The following is a 17,118-nucleotide window of genomic DNA, read 5'->3' on the forward strand; positions in this document are numbered from 1 at the left end:
GTGGGTTAGCCGGCGAAGGAGAGGACGGCGCCGACGATAATCGCGAGGCCGGCGAGGGCGGCGAGGGAGATGCCCGCCCAGACGGCTTTCCGGCGTCCTTGGGCGTGGGCTTGTGGGTTGGGGTTGGTGTCTCCGGAGGCGCCGGCCATGGCGACGATTCCGAAGATCAGGTAACCGATGGAGACGAGGATGCCGATGGCCCAGAGGGCGGCGATAAGTTTTTGCCAGAGGGCGGTGAATTCGGCGCCGCCGAAGGAGAAGTCGGGCAGGATCCCGTCGAGGGGGTTCTCGATCGCCGCGTGGAGCAGGAGGTCGCGCATGGGGGTTAGGCCTTCCGGTTCTGTGTGGGTGCGGCGGAGACCGCGGTTTGCAGGTACCGGACCACGCTGGCGGCTGCTGCCACGAACGCGTCCCGGGTTGCGGGGTTGAGGCGGCTGAGGGTGAGTTGTCCGCGTTCGGCGATGTGGGAGTCGTAGGGGATCTCGTGCAGGGCGGACACGCCCGCCTGGCTCAGGAGCCGTTCGACTTCTTGGCGGACGGCGTCGTTCTCGGGGCGGCCGTCGGTGAGGCGGATGGCGATGGCCCGGTTTGCAAGCTCCGCGGCGGCCCCGCCCTCTGCCCGCAGCTCCTCGAGGAGTTGGATGGCTTCGAGGACGGAGTCGCCGGCGTTCATCACGGGGATCACGAGGACGTCGGAGACGGACACGGCGCCGCGGAATGCGGAGGAGGTGGGGACGTTGCCGGAGTCCATGACGCGGATGGAGTAGAAGTCGTCGATGACGTTGGAGACGGCGACGACGGATTCGCCGGTGAGGCGGTCGCGGCGCCCGGTGGATCCGATCACGGATGCGAAGGATGTTTGCGGGGCGGTGTATCCGGCGAGGCGTCCTGCGGTTTGGACGTGGTCGACGTCGCGGACGAGTTCGCCGAGGCCGAGGAGGGGGTTGCCCTCGGCGCGGAAGTTCAGGGCGCCGGGGTCGTCGGAGACTTCGAGGATCGCGACCGATCCGCCGCGGATCGCGGCCAGCACTCCCCCGAGCAGCAGTGCGGTGGGAGTCTTGCCCGTTCCACCCTTGGGGTTGTTCACCAGGACCGAGACCGCACGGGTCCAGGTGGCCTGCCGCACAGTGGTCTCGTGAGCGGTCTGCAGCTCCGTCCGGCGCCTCTCCCCCAGCTCGGCAGCACCCGGACCGACCGGCAGGCCCAGGCTGGCCAGAGCACCACGGAACCCCGTCGTGGCCTTCGCCGGCGCGCTCGACGCGGTGCCGAGGCTGGCGGCTGAGCCGCCGAAGAGGACGGAGGTGCTGGCTAGGTCGGTGGGCGTTACGGCCGGTGCCGACGGGGCAACCTGCGCTGCAGGAGCCTCCACTGGGGCTGCAGCAGGGATGGTGCGGAGTGCGGGTGCGCTGCTGGCGGTCTTGCGTCGAGGGGGTACGGGGAGTGTGTGGAGGGTGTCTTCCTCGACGTAGTCCCCGGCGCGGTCGGCCGCTCCAAAGACCTCGCTGGGGGCGGTGCGACCGGTGTCACTCATGGGCGGTATGTCCTCTCGAATTTCCACTAACTGGCACAGGGAATTAGGGAACCCCCCGAGGCCCTGACTAGTCTCTCGTCTTTTTTTTGATCGCCTCACCTGAACGGGGGGGTGTGTTCCCCCTGTGCTTGTGGTCATGAACGCCTGAAACACTCGGGTTGTGGGTCAAACGGCCCGATCGTAGGGAGCTTCGAACCTAACGTCAGCTACCGACATCACCGGATCATTACAGTTCGCAAAGGTAAATAGATGCATTTGCATTAACTTGAGTGCGGTCGTGGCGCGCCTGCGAAAGGGGTGATCCACGCCAGAATTGAGCGCATGGCCCGTGACGACAATTTAATGAAGCATGCCCCCGGCCGGGTGGCCTTGTTCCAGGAGTTGTTTTCCGCGCCGTCCCGTGTCCTGGTGCTCCGCGCCCTGCTCCGGAAGCCACTCAGCTACGCCGAGTTGTTTGACGTCATCGGTGACACCATGAGTCGGCCTGCGGTGCATGCGGCTCTGATCGATCTCCGGGGTATGGGCTATATCGAGGACGATGCCCCCGATGGGGTCGTGCGCCGGCCTCAGGGGACGAAGTTCACCGCGCGGCGAGACCTCGTGACCCGCGACTTCGGGCAGGTCCTCGAGTTCGTCCTGGGCTGACCACTCCCCCCTCGAGCAAGAGCATCGGGCCAGCGTGGTGCTCGACTTCGTCATAAGCTAATCATATAATGATTAGGGTTGACAGAGTCAACGATGGAAGAGGGCGGAGGTCGGGCAGAATGGCAGGATGCCCCGCTACGTGCGTCCCCCTCACGATGAACTCGTGGAGGCCGCGATCGACGCATTTGGAAATCGAGCTCGAGTGGCAATCCTCAAGCACATCCGCGAAAACGGGCCATGCACCCGCGCCGATGTCGCAACAGCGCTCAGCATCGCCCCGCCGACGGCGTCAAACCACCTGGCTGCCCTTGAGACTGCGGGACTCATTGAGTCCACTCCCCCGCGCAGCGAAGCCAGAAGCGGCCAGTGGGTGCGCTACACAGTCATCCCAGAACGCGTCACGGAGCTCTACGTCGCTCTTGGCGAGTTCCTCGGACAGTCAAGACTTTAATCAAGCCGCTCCCGCGCGTCGCGCACTCTTGAATGGGTTTAACGACAAGATCGGTTCCATGGCCGTTGCAAAGGGAAGCAGGATTCGTCGGGACCACACCCCCACGGTGTTGTTCCAAACACGAGTCGACCCCGCGATCCGCGCGGAAGTCAATCAAGCCGCAGCCGCAAGCGGCGTGTCCACCGGTATCTACCTGGAAGCGTTGCTGCGCCTAACTCTCGCGGACCAGGGCCAACTGCCTGTCCTCGACCTCATTCGCGACCCCAAAGAGGAGTTGCTCATCCCAGCCGCTTAAACGAAAGAGCCCGTCGCTTTCGCGACGGGCTACTGCAAGTTTCGTAGCTCAAACCCTCTGTGCTTGCCGGCCCGAGGTTCGAGCTAATCCAGATCAACAGCCCTCACGGGAGGTTTCTCTATGTCCCAGAGCATAGCGCACGTACTCCAGAATGCACCCGGAATTGTGTCCGGCGTGTCTGGCGTGTCCGCTGAAGCGTGGACAGCGTGGACAGCGTGGGCTTTGACGCGCCGGATGAGTCCGCGCGATCAGGTACGCGTGATGAAGCGCGACGCGTACGGGCGGGTGGACGAGAACAGTTACCCCCTGATCTACCGTGTTGGGCCGGCCGAACCCACGACGCCGTGGGCCATGAACCTGGCCGATGAGACCGGCTTGTTCCGGGTCCTCTGCTTCGACTTCGACGGTAAGAACAAGCACGGCGTTGACGCTGAGCTGATGGAGGAAGCCGTCGACGAGTGCGAGGTCCTCTCCCGCACCCTGGATGCCCTCTCGATCGACCACGTCGTGTGCCAGTCCTCGGGGACGGGTGGCCGGCACATCTGGCTCGCCCTCCAGGGCGGCGCCTCGAAACTCGCCGTCGCCCCCGTCGCGAGTGCGGCGCGAGCGAACTTCCGCCGCTTGGACCACGGCATGCTCCTCAACGCTGTCACCGGTGCCGCGCGGCCGCCCCTGTCCCCGCATCGCGATGGCAGCCATTCCACGGTCCTCCGCGGCGACCTGAACAGCTTGATCGTCCCGTCGACCACGACCGCCGACTTGGCAGCCCTGGCCGCGGTGCTCGAGGCGCGGAAGCCGTCCCTCCGCGCGGAAGACAGCGCCCCGTCGGGACCCGTCACCCTGCGTCACCAGGCGCACCGGCGGCTCAGCACGGCCGGCACCGCCCATATGGCCACCATCGATGGCGGTAGCAACCCGAGCTGGACCGGGTTCATGTGCCTGCTCGCGGCCGCGAACGCCGGGTGGCAGTTGGTCGACGTCGAGCACGCCATCAAGACCGCCCCCGGGCTGGAACATTTCCGGACGAAGAACACCGGCCGCGGCGACCGCCGCCCCCGGGCCTCAGCCGAGGCCCGGGCCCGGTTGGGCCGGCAGTGGGACAAAGCCCAGCAGTACGCCGCGCTGAAGCGCCCGTTGCCAGCGGTGCGGGAGCCGCAGGACCTGGCGGAGCTGGACGCCATCGTGACCGACGTCGAAGCCCTCCTCACCCGGTTCCTGGTTAGTCCGGGCCGGTGGGGCCGCACCGAAGCTTCCTCGAATCAGCAGACCATTCTCCGCGCCCTGGCCTACTTGACGCTGCAGACCGGTAAGCGCACCGTCGCCGCCGCCATCCGGGACCTGGGCCCGATGGGAGGCCTCGGCCGCACCACCGCAGCCGACGCCCTCACCGCCCTCGCTGCTGCCGGTTACGTCGAACGGGTCAGTGCAAGTGACGACGGCAACGCCGCCGAATGGCGCCTAGCCTCCACGTTATCCACAGGTCCCAGTACAGTCCGGTCACAACCACTTAATAACCCCCGCCCCCCGCACGAAACCCTGTCGTCGCCAGAACGTTCCGCAGCTGAACTCTTTAACACCCGCACCCATCTCGTCGCATTGCTTGAGGAACAACTCATCGACCAGCGCCATGACCTCTTCACCCGCCGGGGCCTCGGCCACCTTGCTGGCAAGCTCTACGCTTTACTGCGCCAGCACCCGTCCCTCACTATTGACTCCGCTGCTCGCCTCCTGGGTGTCACTGCCAGGCACACGGCCACGATTCTCAGTCGTTTGCGGCGTCACAAGCTCTTGGTTGTTCACCGTGATGGGTGGGCTAGGTCGAAGCAGGATCTCCGGGACCAGGCGGCCCTGCAGCTGAACGTGCTGGGAACGCTGCAGGCTCGGGCGGAGCGGTATCGGATCGAGCGGGAGGTGTGGGCGTGGTGGCAAGCCGAACTAAGCACCATGATGTCAGCGCCCCGGTCCCGGCCGCGGCGCCCACATGTGTCGAGCCGGCCGTTGTTTGAAGCGAGCTCACCGGGTGAGCGGGTGTGGCCGAAGTATCCGCGGTCGAGTGATCAGCGTGGTGATCATCGTTCTGCGCGGGAGCTGGTGAATCTGGGTGTGTTGAGCCCGCAGAATCGTTGGCAGTATCTCGGAGACGCCGCCTAACCGCTAGGTGCAGCTTCGGAGGTTACAAACCGGTGTTCTTTGGCTGGACAGGGCGCATGGATGAGTCTGGATGGCCTTGTGTGTGGAGTTCCGAGGCATGGTGATTAGAGGTGGGCAGGTCTCCCACAAGCTGTCTCTCGGTTGCGGTGAGCACGGTTGTGTCGGCTAGAGACGCTCGAAGCTGCACGGCAGCAGTGATGGTAGCGGACCCGAGTGTTGGTCCGGCGTCGCTCGGGATAGATGCGAGAACCGCTTCACGAGTGCGATGGGATACCTGGAAGCTGCGTTCATGCGGTGGCATGGCAATGGGGATGAGGGTAGTCCCGCAGCTTTCCGCAGTGAAGATGTCAAGTGCGTCCCGCTTTGAAACGTCGAGCATCCCGGCTTTGGCTGCACGGTGGAGGGGACCGGCGAGAATGGTTGCTGCCGCCTCAGCAGAGGGAGTGGTTTGACCTGGTCGCCATCCTCGATACGCCAGCGAATAGAGGGAGGGGTTTGCGTACCGAAATCTCCATGAAGATTCCACGCACGCCGCAGGCCGGTGGTGGGATCCACGGCTACCTGCCTGGCAAGGCCCTCCGAGTGGTGCGCCGCGAAGCCATCGGCGGCGACAGCGTCACGTAGGCCTTGCTTGTCGCCAACAGGCGGTATACGGCGGGTGGCTGCACACCGGCCGCGCAGCCGACGGCGGAATTTGTCAAGGAGAATGAGGCCAGTGAAAGTTGTGGCGGCTCGTTTCGGCTCGGTGTGGTCTTCACAGACTGCTGGGCCGTTGATCCGGACGGTAAGGCATTTGATAACTTCAGTGAGGACGTAAAGGTGCAATAGTGTGCGTCAGGGAGGCTGGTGGTCATGCCGACAATGTCTGCTCTCGAAGGTGCGTTCTGCCGCAGTGCACCTTGGCGTCTGGCGGCGGGCCGAGTTGTCTTGTGGGCGACACAGGGTGTTTCGTTCACCGGTGACGTGCTTGAGATCGGAGGGGGTAGTGGTGCGACGGCCGACAGGTTAGCGCGGGCAAATCCGTCACTGCGCCTGACGACGACCGATTATGACCCCGTGATGGTTGGCGTCGCACGAAAACGTCTTGCAAAGTATCCACACGTGGCGGCGCGCCAAGCCGACGTCACACAGCTTCCCTTCGATGACGAAACTTTTGATTTTGTTGTAAGTTTCCTGATGCTGCACCACGTTGTCGATTGGGAGAAGGCAATCGCAGAGGTTGCACGTGTGCTCCGGCCGGGCGGCATTTTCACCGGTTATGACCTCACTGCTTCTCGAGCCGCTTCGTGGGTGCATCTGACCGATCGCTCCCCTCATCGGCTCATCGAACGCGGGGCCTTTGAACCTGTTCTCGGACAATTCAGACTCGATGCTAACGGGCTGAGGTACACCTTCGGCGGTCGAGTGATGCGATTCACTGCACGCAAGCTTGCATTGTCCACCTGAAATGAGTGGACGCGTGTCAGGCAGGTCCAGGCAGGTCCCGTTGATTGCGACAGACGTCGTCCCGTCGTGAGTTGACCCCAGATTGCATGGAGTCGCTCGCCGATTAGGATGTGATCGCCGAGTGGCGTCTCAGACTTTCGGGCGCTCGGGTGTTCAAGATCTACCAGTAGGCGGGCGGGTTCGAGCGGTGAGAGTCCGCACTGGACGAGGTGTGGGGCCGCTGGCATGCGCAGCAGTTGTATGCGCGCCAGGCTATTGGAGTCGAATTTTGCCCCGCCGCGGGCGGAGCTGGTGGGATCTTCCGCAGCTAGGAGACGGCGATGATCGGTGCGGCCAGCGCAGTCTCCACTCTATGAAGGGGCGGCCGTTTTGCAGTGTTCTAGACTGTGTACGGGCCGAATGTGCCCTGCTGAGGGTCGATGGTTTCCTGCTGCGGTTCGCAAACTCTTCCCGGCACACCCAGTTGATAAATCTGAGCGAGGACGTTGAATGAGGCGTTTCACGGCGGATGATGTTTGCCTGCTGCTGGCGCGGTTGCGGGAGAAAACACCTCTGGTGCAATGCCTGACCAACGCGGTGGTGACAAACTTCACCGCTAACGCGTTGCTGGCGATCGGGGCTGCGCCGGCGATGACCGATATCCCCATCGAGGCCGACCAGTTCGCCCGTATTGCTTCGGCCACGCTGGTGAACTTGGGCACTCCGCATGCGGAGCAGCGTGCAGGCATGCAGGAAGCGGCCCGGGCGGCGCACGAGATCGGTACGCCGTGGGTGCTCGACCCGGTGGCCGTCGGCGTCCTTTCGGTGCGCACCCGGCTGGCCGCCGATCTGCTGGCATACGCGCCCACTGCAATCCGCGGTAACGCCTCCGAAGTGATTGCCCTGGCTGGCCTAGGCCACGGTGGCCGGGGGGTGGACTCGGTCGATACCGCGGAGCAGGCGTTGGATGCCGCTGGCCGACTTGCCGACCGGTACGGCTGCATCGTCGCGATTTCTGGGGCCACCGATTTGATCACCGACGGAACCGATGTCATCCGCCTGAGCAACGGCCATCCCTACCTCACCCAAGTCACCGGTGGAGGGTGCGCGCTTGGCGCCGTAACCGCGGCTTTCCTCGCGGTCGGCGACGATCGTCTTGTTGCAACTGCCGCCGCGACGGCCGTGTATACGGTCGCGGCCGAACGGGCGGCGGTGGGCGCCGGCGGTCCGGGCAGTTTTGCCGTCGCGTTCCTTGACGCATTGTCGAGCGTTGACGGGTCCGCGATCCGGGCGTCGATAGCAATTTCATGACTGAGTTCAGTAGGGAGACTTTCACGCCAGGCGTGTATCTGGTCACCGACACGGCGTTATGTGGCAGTCGCGGGGTGGTCGAGACGGTGCGGGCGGCGGTAAACGGTGGCATCCAAACGGTGCAGATCCGGGAGAAAGATGCGTCCGCTGCCGACTTCTATCAGCTCGTGTTGCGCATATCCGAGGCTGTCGGTGGCCGGGCCGCTATTCTCATCAACGACCGGATCGACGTGTTTCTGGCTGCCCGCGCTGCGGGTGCCCGCGTGCATGGTGTCCACGTCGGCCAAAGCGACCTTCCGGTTGCGGCAGTAAGGATGATCGTCGGCGACGACGCGATCATCGGGTTGACCGCCAATACTGTCGATCATGTCCGCCAGGTGGCTCTCCTGCCGGATAGAACGGTCGACTACCTGGGTGTTGGTGTGATCCGGGCGACGGCCACGAAGGTGAACCATCCGGCGCCGATCGGCGTGGACGGTTTCGCCGGGGTCGCCGCCGTGGCAGGCCTGCCTTGCGTGGCCATTGGCGGAGTCATGCTGGACGACGTGGGCGAGCTGCGCCGGGCGCGGGCGGCAGGTGTTGCCGTGGTGTCCGCGATCTGTGCCGCGGCAGACCCGAAACGGGTGGCCGAGGATTTTGAGGAGGAGTGGAACCGATGATCCGTACCGTCTTGGCGCGCACAGTACCCCGAGTTCTTAGCATCGCTGGTACTGATCCAACCGGTGGGGCCGGCATTCAGGCGGACTTGAAGAGCATCGCCGCGCAGGGCGGCTACGGGATGGCCGTCGTTACCGCACTGGTTGCCCAGAACACCCACGGGGTGAGGTCGGTGCATATTCCGCCGGTGGCCTTCCTTCGCGAGCAGCTCGATGCCGTCAGCGACGACGTCACTATCGATGCGGTCAAGATAGGGATGCTCGGCAATGCCGAGATCGTTCAGGCCGTCGATGATTGGTTGGAGAAGGTGAAACCGCCGGTGGTGGTGCTTGACCCGGTGATGGTTGCCACCAGCGGCGACCGGCTGCTCGAGCCGGCTGCAGAAAGCGCCATGATCCGGCTGCTCAGCCGGGTCGACTTGGTCACACCGAACCTGGCGGAATTAGGGGTGCTGTTAGGAGAGCCGACCGCTTCGACCTGGCCGCACGCACTCGAACAGGGCACGCGACTCTCAGCGGCGCATAACGTCATTGTGCTGGTCAAGGGCGGCCATCTGGAGGGTGCCGTGTGCCCGGACGCGCTGGTGGATGCCACCGGCCAGCTTCCCGCCGGCCGGCAGATGATTGAGGTTGCAGCCGATCGGGTGGACACCACCAATACCCACGGAACCGGATGTTCAATGTCGTCGGCGATGGCGACATTGCAAGCCCGGCTCGGGGATTGGAGCGCCGCATTATCGATGACCAAGTCCTGGTTGCAGGAGAGTCTGGAACACGCCGACGAACTCGAGGTCGGTACCGGGCGTGGTCCTATCCACCACTTTCATCGGTTGTGGGCAGGCGGGCCGACCCAAGGCTGACCCGCACTGTTTCGGGGCCGGCCAGCGCGCCGGTTAGCACGAGCACTCCAGCCAGTGCGAGCAGCGCCGCGACGGCACCGTGGTCGCCGAGCACATTCTGCAGGGCCGGCAGATAGTACGGGTAGAGGGCTGGAATGACGATGGAAAGGCTGTAACCGACCCCGTAGCCGCTGGAGCGCACGGCAGTCGGGAAGCGTTCGGCTAGGTAGGCGCCGACCGGGCCGTAGCCGGAAACCGTGACGATCTGCAGCGCCACGACCAGCAGCACCAGAACCGTGGTGCCGGCGGCAGCGAAGATCGCCAGGAAGATTACCGGCCCTAGTACCGCTGCGATCAGGCCGAAGCCGATGAAGAAAGCGCGTCGGCCGGTGAACGTCGACAGGTGCCCGCAACCTGCCATGGTGACGGCGCTTGCGGCGGTGCCGCACATCATCGCGAACGATATGGTTTGTGCGCCCAGGTCAGCATCGACGCCAAGTTGCCCAGTCAGCACCGGGATGGCCATTGAAGTCAGCAACCACATGCCGCTCATCAGAATGAATACCTGCCACAGCGCTCGGCGGTGTTCGCCGATGAGAATTTCCTTCAGCGGGTTCGTGCGGTGTGGGGGGTGGGTCCACGTCGGGGAATCCTGAACCCGGGCACGATAGTAGGCGAGCATTCCAAAAGCGAGCATGGCGCCGAGCAGGAATGGGATGCGCCAGCCCCATACGTTGTAGCTGGCGGCGTCGAGCGTGCCGTGGAGTACGAACACCAGGCCGGCGATGGTGGCGTTGGCCCAGGGTGACATCCACATGATCAGCCCGCTGACAAGCCCTCGCCGTTCAGGCTCGGACCATTCCATCGCCAGTGGAACAGCCGAGGTGTATTCACCGCCGAGAAAAATTCCGCCGAGAAAACGCAGCGCCAGGATCAACAGGAGCGATCCGCCACCGAACACGGCGTGGCTGGGAACCAGTGCGATCAGCAGTGTCGTCAGCGCCACACCGGTGAGTGCGACCTTGGTCGTCGCCGTGCGGCCGATGCGGTCGGAGATCGGACCGAAGATCGCTGCTCCTATCGGCCGCCCGATCAGCGTCGCGACAAAGATCAGCCCGGCGTTGCTGACCAGGTTTTCCGACCCGAAGAGATGCGCCGCTGCCGGCGTCAGGGCGATGACGGGCAGGAAGATGTCGAATTGGTCCACATAGTTGCCGAGGATCCCGCCCCGTATGGCGCGGCGCATGCCTGGCGGTGTGGACGGCGGCAGTTGAGTGGGGGCAGAGGCGGTGCTGGGGTGGGCGTAACGCATCAACTTCACTTCCTTTGCCGGCATTACCCGGTAGGTTCAACGGTCGAAGCTGCCTCAGCTTCCTCTCAGCCCCTGCAAAAGGGCTCCCGTGTAGACGAAAAATAACATAGCACCCTGTGTCAGGGGCTGCGTTTAGCCATGTTTACGTTAAGCCATGGTCTTGCCCTTTTTTTCTGGTTGTGATTGTCTGCAAGCGCGCGCCGAGAGTGGGGATCCGGCGGCGACCTCGGCGGCGAACTCGGCGGAGTCGTAATGGTGATGTTCGATGACTTGGTATGCACGCATTGAGTGTGAACCAACACGTTGTTCGTCCAGGCTTGGCTGCTTCTTGGTTACACTCGTCTTGAACACGGGAGTCCGGTGAGCCGGGCTGAGAGGAAGATTATCAATCTTCGACCGTCGAACCTGATCTGGATCATGCCAGCGCAGGGAGGCAATTTTCTCACATCCCGTGCCCTGATATTCCTGCAATCAAGGAGGGCACGACAGTGCAACTATCCCTACTCAAAAGTACGCCCTCGCCGTGGATAACGGTAGGTGCGCTCGTTCTTGCCGCAGTGACAGTTCTAAGTGGCTGCGCCTCAGGCTCGGCGACTGGCACCGCTTCGTCAACCGCGTTGACTCCGGTGGCCTTCGCCTTGGACTGGACACCGAATACCAATCACACCGGACTGTATGTCGCTCTTGAGAAGGGCTACTTCACGCAGGCGGGGCTTGAGGTGAAGGTGCTCCCATACAGCCAGTCATCCACCGACGCACTCATCAACGCCGGCTCAGCTGACTTCGGTATCAGCTTTCAGGACACGGCCACCTTCGCGGCGGCAGCGGGTGTGCGCAACATCTCGGTGATGTCGGTGCTGCAGCACGACGCGACGGCGATCGGGGTCCTGGCCAGCCGCGACGACATTCGCAGCCCGAAGGACCTCGACGGCAAGACCCTCGGCCTGGCAGACCCCAGCGCAACCTTCCCCACCGAGGCGGCGGATGTCATCAAGAACGACGGCGGAACGGGCGAGTTCAGGAAAATCACGCTGGGCACCTCCGCCTATGAGGCCCTCTATGCCGGCAAAGTTGATTTCACCTCGGCATTCACCACCTGGGAGGGCATCGATGCCGCTCTTCGTGGCACCCCGATGAAGTTCTTCGCTCTGCACGACTATGGCCTACCGGACCAGTACTCGGTGATCGTCGAGGCAAACCGGGCCTGGACTGCCAAACACCCTGCCGCCACTGCTCAGTTCGTCCAGGCCCTGCAGAAGGGGTACCAGTACGCCGCCGATCGTCCGGATGCCGCGGCGAAGATTTTGATCGACGCGAACCCCGGCGTCTTCGAAAACACGGAACTCGTTTACCAAAGCCAGAAAAAACTGAGTGCTTCCTACCTCAAAGATGCCAACGGTAAAGTTGGCACCCAAACGGCAGAGACCTGGCAGCAGCTGGCCGATTTCCTCTACCGTGCCGGCCTCTTGGCCGACGAAGACGGCAAACCACTCACCACGGCGCTGGACGCATCAACACTGTTCACCGAGCACTACCTCAGTGAAAAATAGCATCACCGTGAAGCGGGCTACAGCGCCCCGCACGACGGTATTCTCGGCGCTAGCGCCTCCCGCCGCGATCCTCGTCGCGTTCGTGATCACCTGGCAGGTGGCGGTGATGGCAGGCGGAGTGCAGCCGGCGATCCTGCCCTCCCCGCAGCGCATTCTTCAGCAGGGCTGGGAGGCCCGCACTACGATTTGGGACAATACGCTCCCCACCCTGCAGGAGACGTTTCTCGGCTTCGCCGTCTCTCTGACCGTCGCTTGGACGCTGGCGATCCTGATCGACTTTTCGCCATGGCTGCGGCGAGCACTGGTGCCACTGCTGGTGGCATCCCAAGCCATACCCATCATTGCGATCGCGCCGCTGATAGTCATCTGGTTCGGATTCGGTATGCTGCCCAAAATCATCGTCATCGCCCTGGTGACATTCTTTCCAGTCACGGTCGGCCTGATTGACGGCTTCAACCGCACCGATCGAGAAGCGATCAATCTGCTGCGCAGCATGGGGGCCAACCGGTGGAAGCAGTTCGTGTATGTGCGTCTTCCGTCGGCGCTTCCCTCGTTCTTCACCGCCCTTCGAATCGGAATCGCCTACGCCGTCACCGGTGCCATTTTTGCCGAGTACGTCGGCGCCGAGCGGGGCCTGGGCATTTATATGGCGATGATGAAGAACTCGTTTCGCACCGATCTTGTGTTGGCTGCCGTTGCGGTGACCGCGCTCGTGAGCGTGTGCCTGTTCCTGTTGACCTACGTCGCCGAACGGGCAATCATCCCTTGGCATTCGAAGGAACGCAGGAGCTGGCATGGCTGAGGCGACTCCCCCGAAGATCGAACTGCGCGGAATAGGTAAGTCTTTTCCGCTCGGCCGCGGGCAGGTGAGGTCGGTTCTCGACGACATCGCCTTCTCGGCGCAGCCCGGCGAATTCGTTGCCGTGATCGGTCCTAGCGGATGCGGGAAGAGCACCATGTTCAACATCATGGCCGGCCTGGAGACGGCCAATTCCGGCGAGGTCTTGGTCGACGGGGATGTCGTCACCGGTCAACACGAACACTTCGCATACATGCCGCAGAAGGATTTGTTGTTCCCGTGGCGCAGCATTCTGGAGAACACTTCCCTCGGCCTCGAGGTTGCGGGGGAAACCAAGAAGACTGCCCGAGCACGGGCGGGCAGTTTTTTCGCGGCCTTCGGCCTGTCCGGTTTTGAAGATGCACATCCTTACGAACTCTCCGGGGGCATGCGCCAGCGCGCGGCCTTGCTGCGCACCGTGGTGCAGGGCAGAGATGTCCTGTTGCTGGACGAGCCGTTCGGGGCCTTGGACTCTCTCACCCGAACCGACATGCAGTCCTGGTTGCAGGGGGTGTGGTCTCAGAACGCCTGGACTGCGGTGCTGATCACCCACGACATCCGTGAGGCGATTTACCTCGCCGACCGGGTGGTCGTCCTCAGCGCGCGGCCGGCATCCGTGCGGCTGAACCTGACCATTGACCTGCCCCGGCCGCGCGAGGTGTCGATGACCACCTCGGCAGAGTTCGCCGGATACGAACGCACGCTCCTGGCGACCCTGCACGAGGAAACTCTCCCGCCCAGAGGACCCTAAACCGCAGCGCCGACCGTGGGGCGTTCCAGCCCCAGGTGCCCACGCAAGGTATCCGCGGTATAGCAGGTGCGGAACAGACCGCGCCGTTGCAACACAGGGATCACCCGGTCCACGAACTCATCCAATGATTCCGGCAGCAGCGGCGGCATCACATTGAAGCCGTCCGCGGCACCGGAACGAAACCACAACTCGATTTGGTCGGCGATCTGCTCCGGCGTTCCGACCATGGTGCAATGCCCACCGCCGGCGGCGAGCCGGCCCAGCAACTGCCTTACCGTGGGCTGCTCAGCCTGGATAATTCGTAGGATGGTCGCATACCGACCCTGCGGCCCAGTGAAGCCGGCCAGCGGCGGCAGCGGCGGCACCGGCGCATCCAAATCCCAGGTACTGCAATCCTGTTGCACGAACGTTCCCAGCTGCGCGAGCGACTGCTCGGTCGGCAGGAGGGCATCGACCTCCGCTTGCTTCGCCCGCGCCTGCGCCTGTGTGGACCCCACATAAGTGACGAGACCGGGCATGATCAACACCGCATCCGGATCGCGTTTGGCTACGGCAATGCGCCGTTTCATATCCTGGTAGTACTCCTGTCCGCTGGCGAGGTCATATGCCACCGCATAGATACCTTCGGCATAACGGGCGGCCAGCTCCCGGCCAGGGACGGAGGCGCCGGCCTGAAACAGCACCGGTCGACCTTGCGGCGGGCGCGGCACCGTCAGCGGGCCATCCACCCGGAAGTGTTCACCGGAGTGGCCGATCGCTCGCACCCGGGCCGGGTCAGATAGAGACCTCCGCGGTCCAGGATCAGAGCATCGTCCTCCCACGAATCCCACAATTTCAGCGCCACCTCGATGAACTCGGCCGCCCGGCTATAGCGCTGATCGTGGGAGGGCAGCATGTCCATTCCATGGTTGCGGGCTTCGGCGTCAAACATGGAGGTCACCACGTTCCAGCCGATGCGCCCTTTACTGATGTGATCCAGGGATGCAAGCATGCGCGCAGCGTGGAAAGGGGTGTAAAAGGTCGCCGAGACGGTGCTGACCAGCCCGATCCGGCTCGTCGCCCGCGCCATCGCTGCCATCGCCGTCAGCGGCTCAAGAAACCACCGCGGGCCGGTACTCACATCGCCGACGGCTTGCCCGTCGGCGAAGAAAACGGCGTCAAAGAGGCCACGTTCGGCGCTTCGGGCGAGCCGTTCGTAGAAACTGATGTCTCCTAACTCTTCGATGGGCGACTGCGGCCGCCGCCAGGCGGCGCCGTGGTGGCCACAACCCATGAGGAACGCATTGAAGTGAAGCTGGCGCGGGGCTGACATGACCGGCGCGGCCCTAGTTAGTTCATCACCAGGCCGCCGTCGACTATCAGGTTCTGCCCGGTGACCGACCGCGCCCAGGGGGAGGCGAAAAAAAGTACCGCATCCGCAAATTCGGCCGGGGTTGTCACCTTGCGTAGCGGGGTGGAGGCGGCGATGAAGTCGAACACGTCCTCGGGGGTGGCCGCGCTGGCATCCGTGGTGCGCAGCAGCCCGCCGGAGACCATGTTCACGGCGATGTTGTGCAGGCCGAGGTCCGAGGCAAGGGTGCGGGTCAGGGAGAGCATGGCGGCCTTGGCGGCAGTGTAGTCGTGGTAAGGCACCACCGGGTTTTGGAAAAGGTTGGTGCCGATGTTGATGATGCGGCCGAACCCGGCCTCGCGCATGCCGGCCAGTGCCTGCTGGGTCGTGTTCAGGGCACCGCGGACACTGCCGGAGAACTGCGTCTCGAACTCGTTCCAGCTGATGACGGCAGCGCCGGAGCGGGCATCGCCGTTGAAGCTGAAATCGGCCAACGCGTTATTGACCACCGTTGTCACGGTGGAGCCAAAATGTGCCTGAGCCTGCGTGAGCATTGCCGCGACCTGGGCCGGTTCGGTGACGTCGGCCCGTACGGCAAGAGCATGTTCAGGCCCATAGCCGGCAGCCAGGGTTTCCGCCGCTGCGGCGCTGTTGTGATAGTTGATGACCACCCGGGCGCCCTGCGCCGCGAAAGCGTGCACGATGCTTTTACCCAGGCCGCGTGCACCGCCGGTGACCAGGACAATCTGTTCTGCTATTCGCATGATTTTCTTCACCTTGGGTATGGCGAAAGGACCAGATCCGGCACCAATGCGGTGCACGTAATTCTCCGTGACATCCCTTCGCTAGTTCGAACTAGATCAGGTTCAACGGGTGTCATCTCAGCCGACCGTCATGCAGTCGGCACCCCGTGTCGCTGGAGACGAGTATACGCAACGGCCTGGTACTTGGGAATTTGCGTCCTAAACTCAGAGACTGCCGGGCTGGTCGACTTTGTAAGATCGCTGTCGTCATTTGTGAGTCCATCGGCTCCGACAGCTCACGCGTATATCGCGGCCTTAAGACTGCTCGTGAATTCACGGACGCCGCGATGACGTCGTGGTTGTTTGTGACGGTTTGGGTGTTGAATCTCTCGCCGCCATCTCAGACCCCAAGCATAGGATGAATCCTCTCGCCGTTGCCCTGCACGACAACATCCGGGGTGCGTGCGCATTCTGTGTGGCATCCCACGGGACGCGGTCAAGGCCGGTGGGTGGCCGCTGCTTAGGGAGTACAACGGCGACGCCAGTATCCGTAATCTCGTAGTCGAGGGCTACCAGATCCTCAATTTCTAAGCACTACGCCCGACCTTCTACCCTGATGTGAATTGGAGTTTTCATGGCCCTGACAGTTCTTCTTGACCTTCGCCTAAAACCAGAGGCCGTTCTCGGGGCGGAGGCCATGCTGCGAGACATTTTGGTCGGAACCCGTGCATTTGAGGGGTGCCTGGGTGTTGATGTGTTGCTTGATTGCGATGATCCCGCCCACATGATCTTGCTGGAGCGGTGGGCGTCGGCCGACGCTGACGCGGCATATCGTCACTGGCGCGCGGGTGCGGGTGCGACCGATCTGGGCTCATTGCTGGCCAGTACCCCCCAAATCTCCATGTTTGAGATCGCCAGCGACATCTGACCGGGCACTACGGCGCATGCCCGAGATCATGCTCATGTCCCCGGTTGTGCGCCGTGATGTGTTCCCGGTTGGGGAACTGGGCCAGGTAAGCCGCCTACACTCGGCGCAGTTGCGGGTTAGCCCGCACACAACGCTCAGTCGGCCATGTATCACGCAGTTTGAAATGATGTCGTGGTGGCAAAGTCGGATACGACCATCCTGGTTGAGGGCAACCAGTACTTCCCGACTGAGTCGTAAAAGTCTGCGTACTTCTCCGGCGAAGAAATTCTTCGCCAATAGATCCCTCTCGCTGGCGTCGCAAAAGATGTCGGTATCTTCATCCCAACGCTGCATCGGTGGTATTGGCCTCCACGGCTAACCAC

17 protein-coding genes, 1 pseudogene and 3 riboswitches are annotated in these 17,118 nt (G+C 63.3%); of the genes and pseudogenes, 13 read left to right on the top strand and 5 right to left on the bottom strand.

From position 1 onward, the window contains the following. Nucleotides 1-5: 5 nt before the first annotated feature. Both E3O54_RS15950 and E3O54_RS15955 read right to left on the bottom strand, forming a co-directional pair. Entirely contained in the window at nt 6-320 is a 315-nt protein-coding gene (locus E3O54_RS15950) for a hypothetical protein (RefSeq protein ID WP_241976942.1), read from the bottom strand. A gap of 5 nt (nt 321-325) precedes the next feature. Beyond that, entirely contained in the window at nt 326-1,531 is a 1,206-nt protein-coding gene (locus tag E3O54_RS15955) for a ParA family protein (RefSeq protein WP_134402037.1), read from the bottom strand. Between the two features lie 321 nt (nt 1,532-1,852). Between E3O54_RS15955 and E3O54_RS15960 the strand changes: the two genes are divergently transcribed. The 8 genes from E3O54_RS15960 (at nt 1,853) to thiD (ending at nt 9,325) form a co-directional block, all read left to right on the top strand. Then, entirely contained in the window at nt 1,853-2,176 is a 324-nt protein-coding gene (locus tag E3O54_RS15960; RefSeq protein WP_134402038.1) for a hypothetical protein, read from the top strand. Between the two features lie 127 nt (nt 2,177-2,303). Further along, the gene (locus E3O54_RS15965; protein WP_104170610.1) at nt 2,304-2,627 is read left to right on the top strand and encodes a helix-turn-helix transcriptional regulator; all 324 of its coding nucleotides are present in this window, start codon (nt 2,304-2,306) and stop codon (nt 2,625-2,627) included. A 58-nt stretch (nt 2,628-2,685) separates the two neighbouring features. Further along, complete coding sequence (locus tag E3O54_RS15970) at nt 2,686-2,922, top strand: hypothetical protein (RefSeq protein WP_104170609.1); 237 nt, start codon at nt 2,686-2,688, stop codon at nt 2,920-2,922. A gap of 234 nt (nt 2,923-3,156) precedes the next feature. Continuing rightward, nucleotides 3,157-5,073 (top strand): hypothetical protein, encoded by a 1,917-nt coding sequence (locus E3O54_RS15975; protein WP_241976943.1) that lies wholly within the window; start codon nt 3,157-3,159, stop codon nt 5,071-5,073. Between the two features lie 852 nt (nt 5,074-5,925). Then, on the top strand, nt 5,926-6,519 hold the full coding sequence (locus E3O54_RS15980; RefSeq protein WP_134402039.1) for a class I SAM-dependent methyltransferase: 594 nt from the start codon (nt 5,926-5,928) through the stop codon (nt 6,517-6,519). Nucleotides 6,520-7,008: 489 nt separating this feature from the next. Further along, the gene (gene thiM, locus E3O54_RS15985) at nt 7,009-7,809 is read left to right on the top strand and encodes a hydroxyethylthiazole kinase (RefSeq protein WP_134402040.1); all 801 of its coding nucleotides are present in this window, start codon (nt 7,009-7,011) and stop codon (nt 7,807-7,809) included. Further along, nucleotides 7,806-8,468, top strand: a complete 663-nt coding sequence (gene thiE / locus E3O54_RS15990) for a thiamine phosphate synthase (RefSeq protein WP_166805275.1) — start codon at nt 7,806-7,808, stop codon at nt 8,466-8,468. Before thiM ends, thiE begins: the two co-directional genes overlap by 4 nt. Continuing rightward, nucleotides 8,465-9,325, top strand: a complete 861-nt coding sequence (thiD, locus tag E3O54_RS15995) for a bifunctional hydroxymethylpyrimidine kinase/phosphomethylpyrimidine kinase (protein ID WP_134402041.1) — start codon at nt 8,465-8,467, stop codon at nt 9,323-9,325. The genes thiE and thiD overlap by 4 nt, the downstream gene beginning before the upstream one ends. Here thiD and E3O54_RS16000 read toward each other — a convergent pair. Next, on the bottom strand, nt 9,276-10,550 hold the full coding sequence (locus tag E3O54_RS16000; protein WP_241976944.1) for an MFS transporter: 1,275 nt from the start codon (nt 10,548-10,550) through the stop codon (nt 9,276-9,278). The genes thiD and E3O54_RS16000 overlap by 50 nt on opposite strands. 58 nt (nt 10,551-10,608) lie before the next feature. Further along, nucleotides 10,609-10,716: riboswitch (TPP riboswitch) on the bottom strand. Nucleotides 10,717-10,955: 239 nt separating this feature from the next. Continuing rightward, nucleotides 10,956-11,065, top strand: a riboswitch (TPP riboswitch). A gap of 177 nt (nt 11,066-11,242) precedes the next feature. On the opposite strand from E3O54_RS16000, the gene E3O54_RS16005 reads away from it, so the two are divergent. The 3 genes from E3O54_RS16005 to E3O54_RS16015 are packed head-to-tail and all read left to right on the top strand — an operon-like array spanning nt 11,243 to nt 13,755. After that, nucleotides 11,243-12,166: an ABC transporter substrate-binding protein gene (locus E3O54_RS16005; protein ID WP_206750347.1), complete on the top strand. Its 924-nt coding sequence runs from the start codon at nt 11,243-11,245 to the stop codon at nt 12,164-12,166. Further along, nucleotides 12,156-12,968, top strand: coding sequence for an ABC transporter permease (locus E3O54_RS16010; protein WP_241976945.1), 813 nt, complete (start codon nt 12,156-12,158; stop codon nt 12,966-12,968). The genes E3O54_RS16005 and E3O54_RS16010 overlap by 11 nt, the downstream gene beginning before the upstream one ends. Next, nucleotides 12,961-13,755, top strand: a complete 795-nt coding sequence (locus E3O54_RS16015) for an ABC transporter ATP-binding protein (protein ID WP_134402044.1) — start codon at nt 12,961-12,963, stop codon at nt 13,753-13,755. The genes E3O54_RS16010 and E3O54_RS16015 overlap by 8 nt, the downstream gene beginning before the upstream one ends. Here the strand turns inward: E3O54_RS16015 and E3O54_RS16020 are convergent. Continuing rightward, nucleotides 13,752-15,067 (bottom strand): annotated as a pseudogene (locus E3O54_RS16020) (LLM class flavin-dependent oxidoreductase). The gene E3O54_RS16015 and the pseudogene E3O54_RS16020 sit on opposite strands and share 4 nt — an antisense overlap. 17 nt (nt 15,068-15,084) lie before the next feature. Then, nucleotides 15,085-15,849 carry a 3-oxoacyl-ACP reductase gene (locus tag E3O54_RS16025; protein WP_134402045.1) on the bottom strand — a complete coding sequence of 255 codons (765 nt, stop codon included), beginning with the start codon at nt 15,847-15,849 and terminating at the stop codon, nt 15,085-15,087. 56 nt (nt 15,850-15,905) lie between these two features. Further along, nucleotides 15,906-16,006: riboswitch (TPP riboswitch) on the bottom strand. Nucleotides 16,007-16,290: 284 nt separating this feature from the next. Here E3O54_RS16025 and E3O54_RS17205 point away from each other — a divergent pair. Both E3O54_RS17205 and E3O54_RS16035 read left to right on the top strand, forming a co-directional pair. After that, nucleotides 16,291-16,419 (top strand): hypothetical protein, encoded by a 129-nt coding sequence (locus tag E3O54_RS17205; protein ID WP_255570373.1) that lies wholly within the window; start codon nt 16,291-16,293, stop codon nt 16,417-16,419. A gap of 43 nt (nt 16,420-16,462) precedes the next feature. Further along, on the top strand, nt 16,463-16,756 hold the full coding sequence (locus E3O54_RS16035; RefSeq protein WP_134402046.1) for a putative quinol monooxygenase: 294 nt from the start codon (nt 16,463-16,465) through the stop codon (nt 16,754-16,756). Nucleotides 16,757-17,118 lie beyond the last annotated feature (362 nt).

This window comes from Cryobacterium sp. TMT2-4 (assembly GCF_004402575.1).
Classification (GTDB): Bacteria; Actinomycetota; Actinomycetes; order Actinomycetales; family Microbacteriaceae; genus Cryobacterium; species Cryobacterium sandaracinum.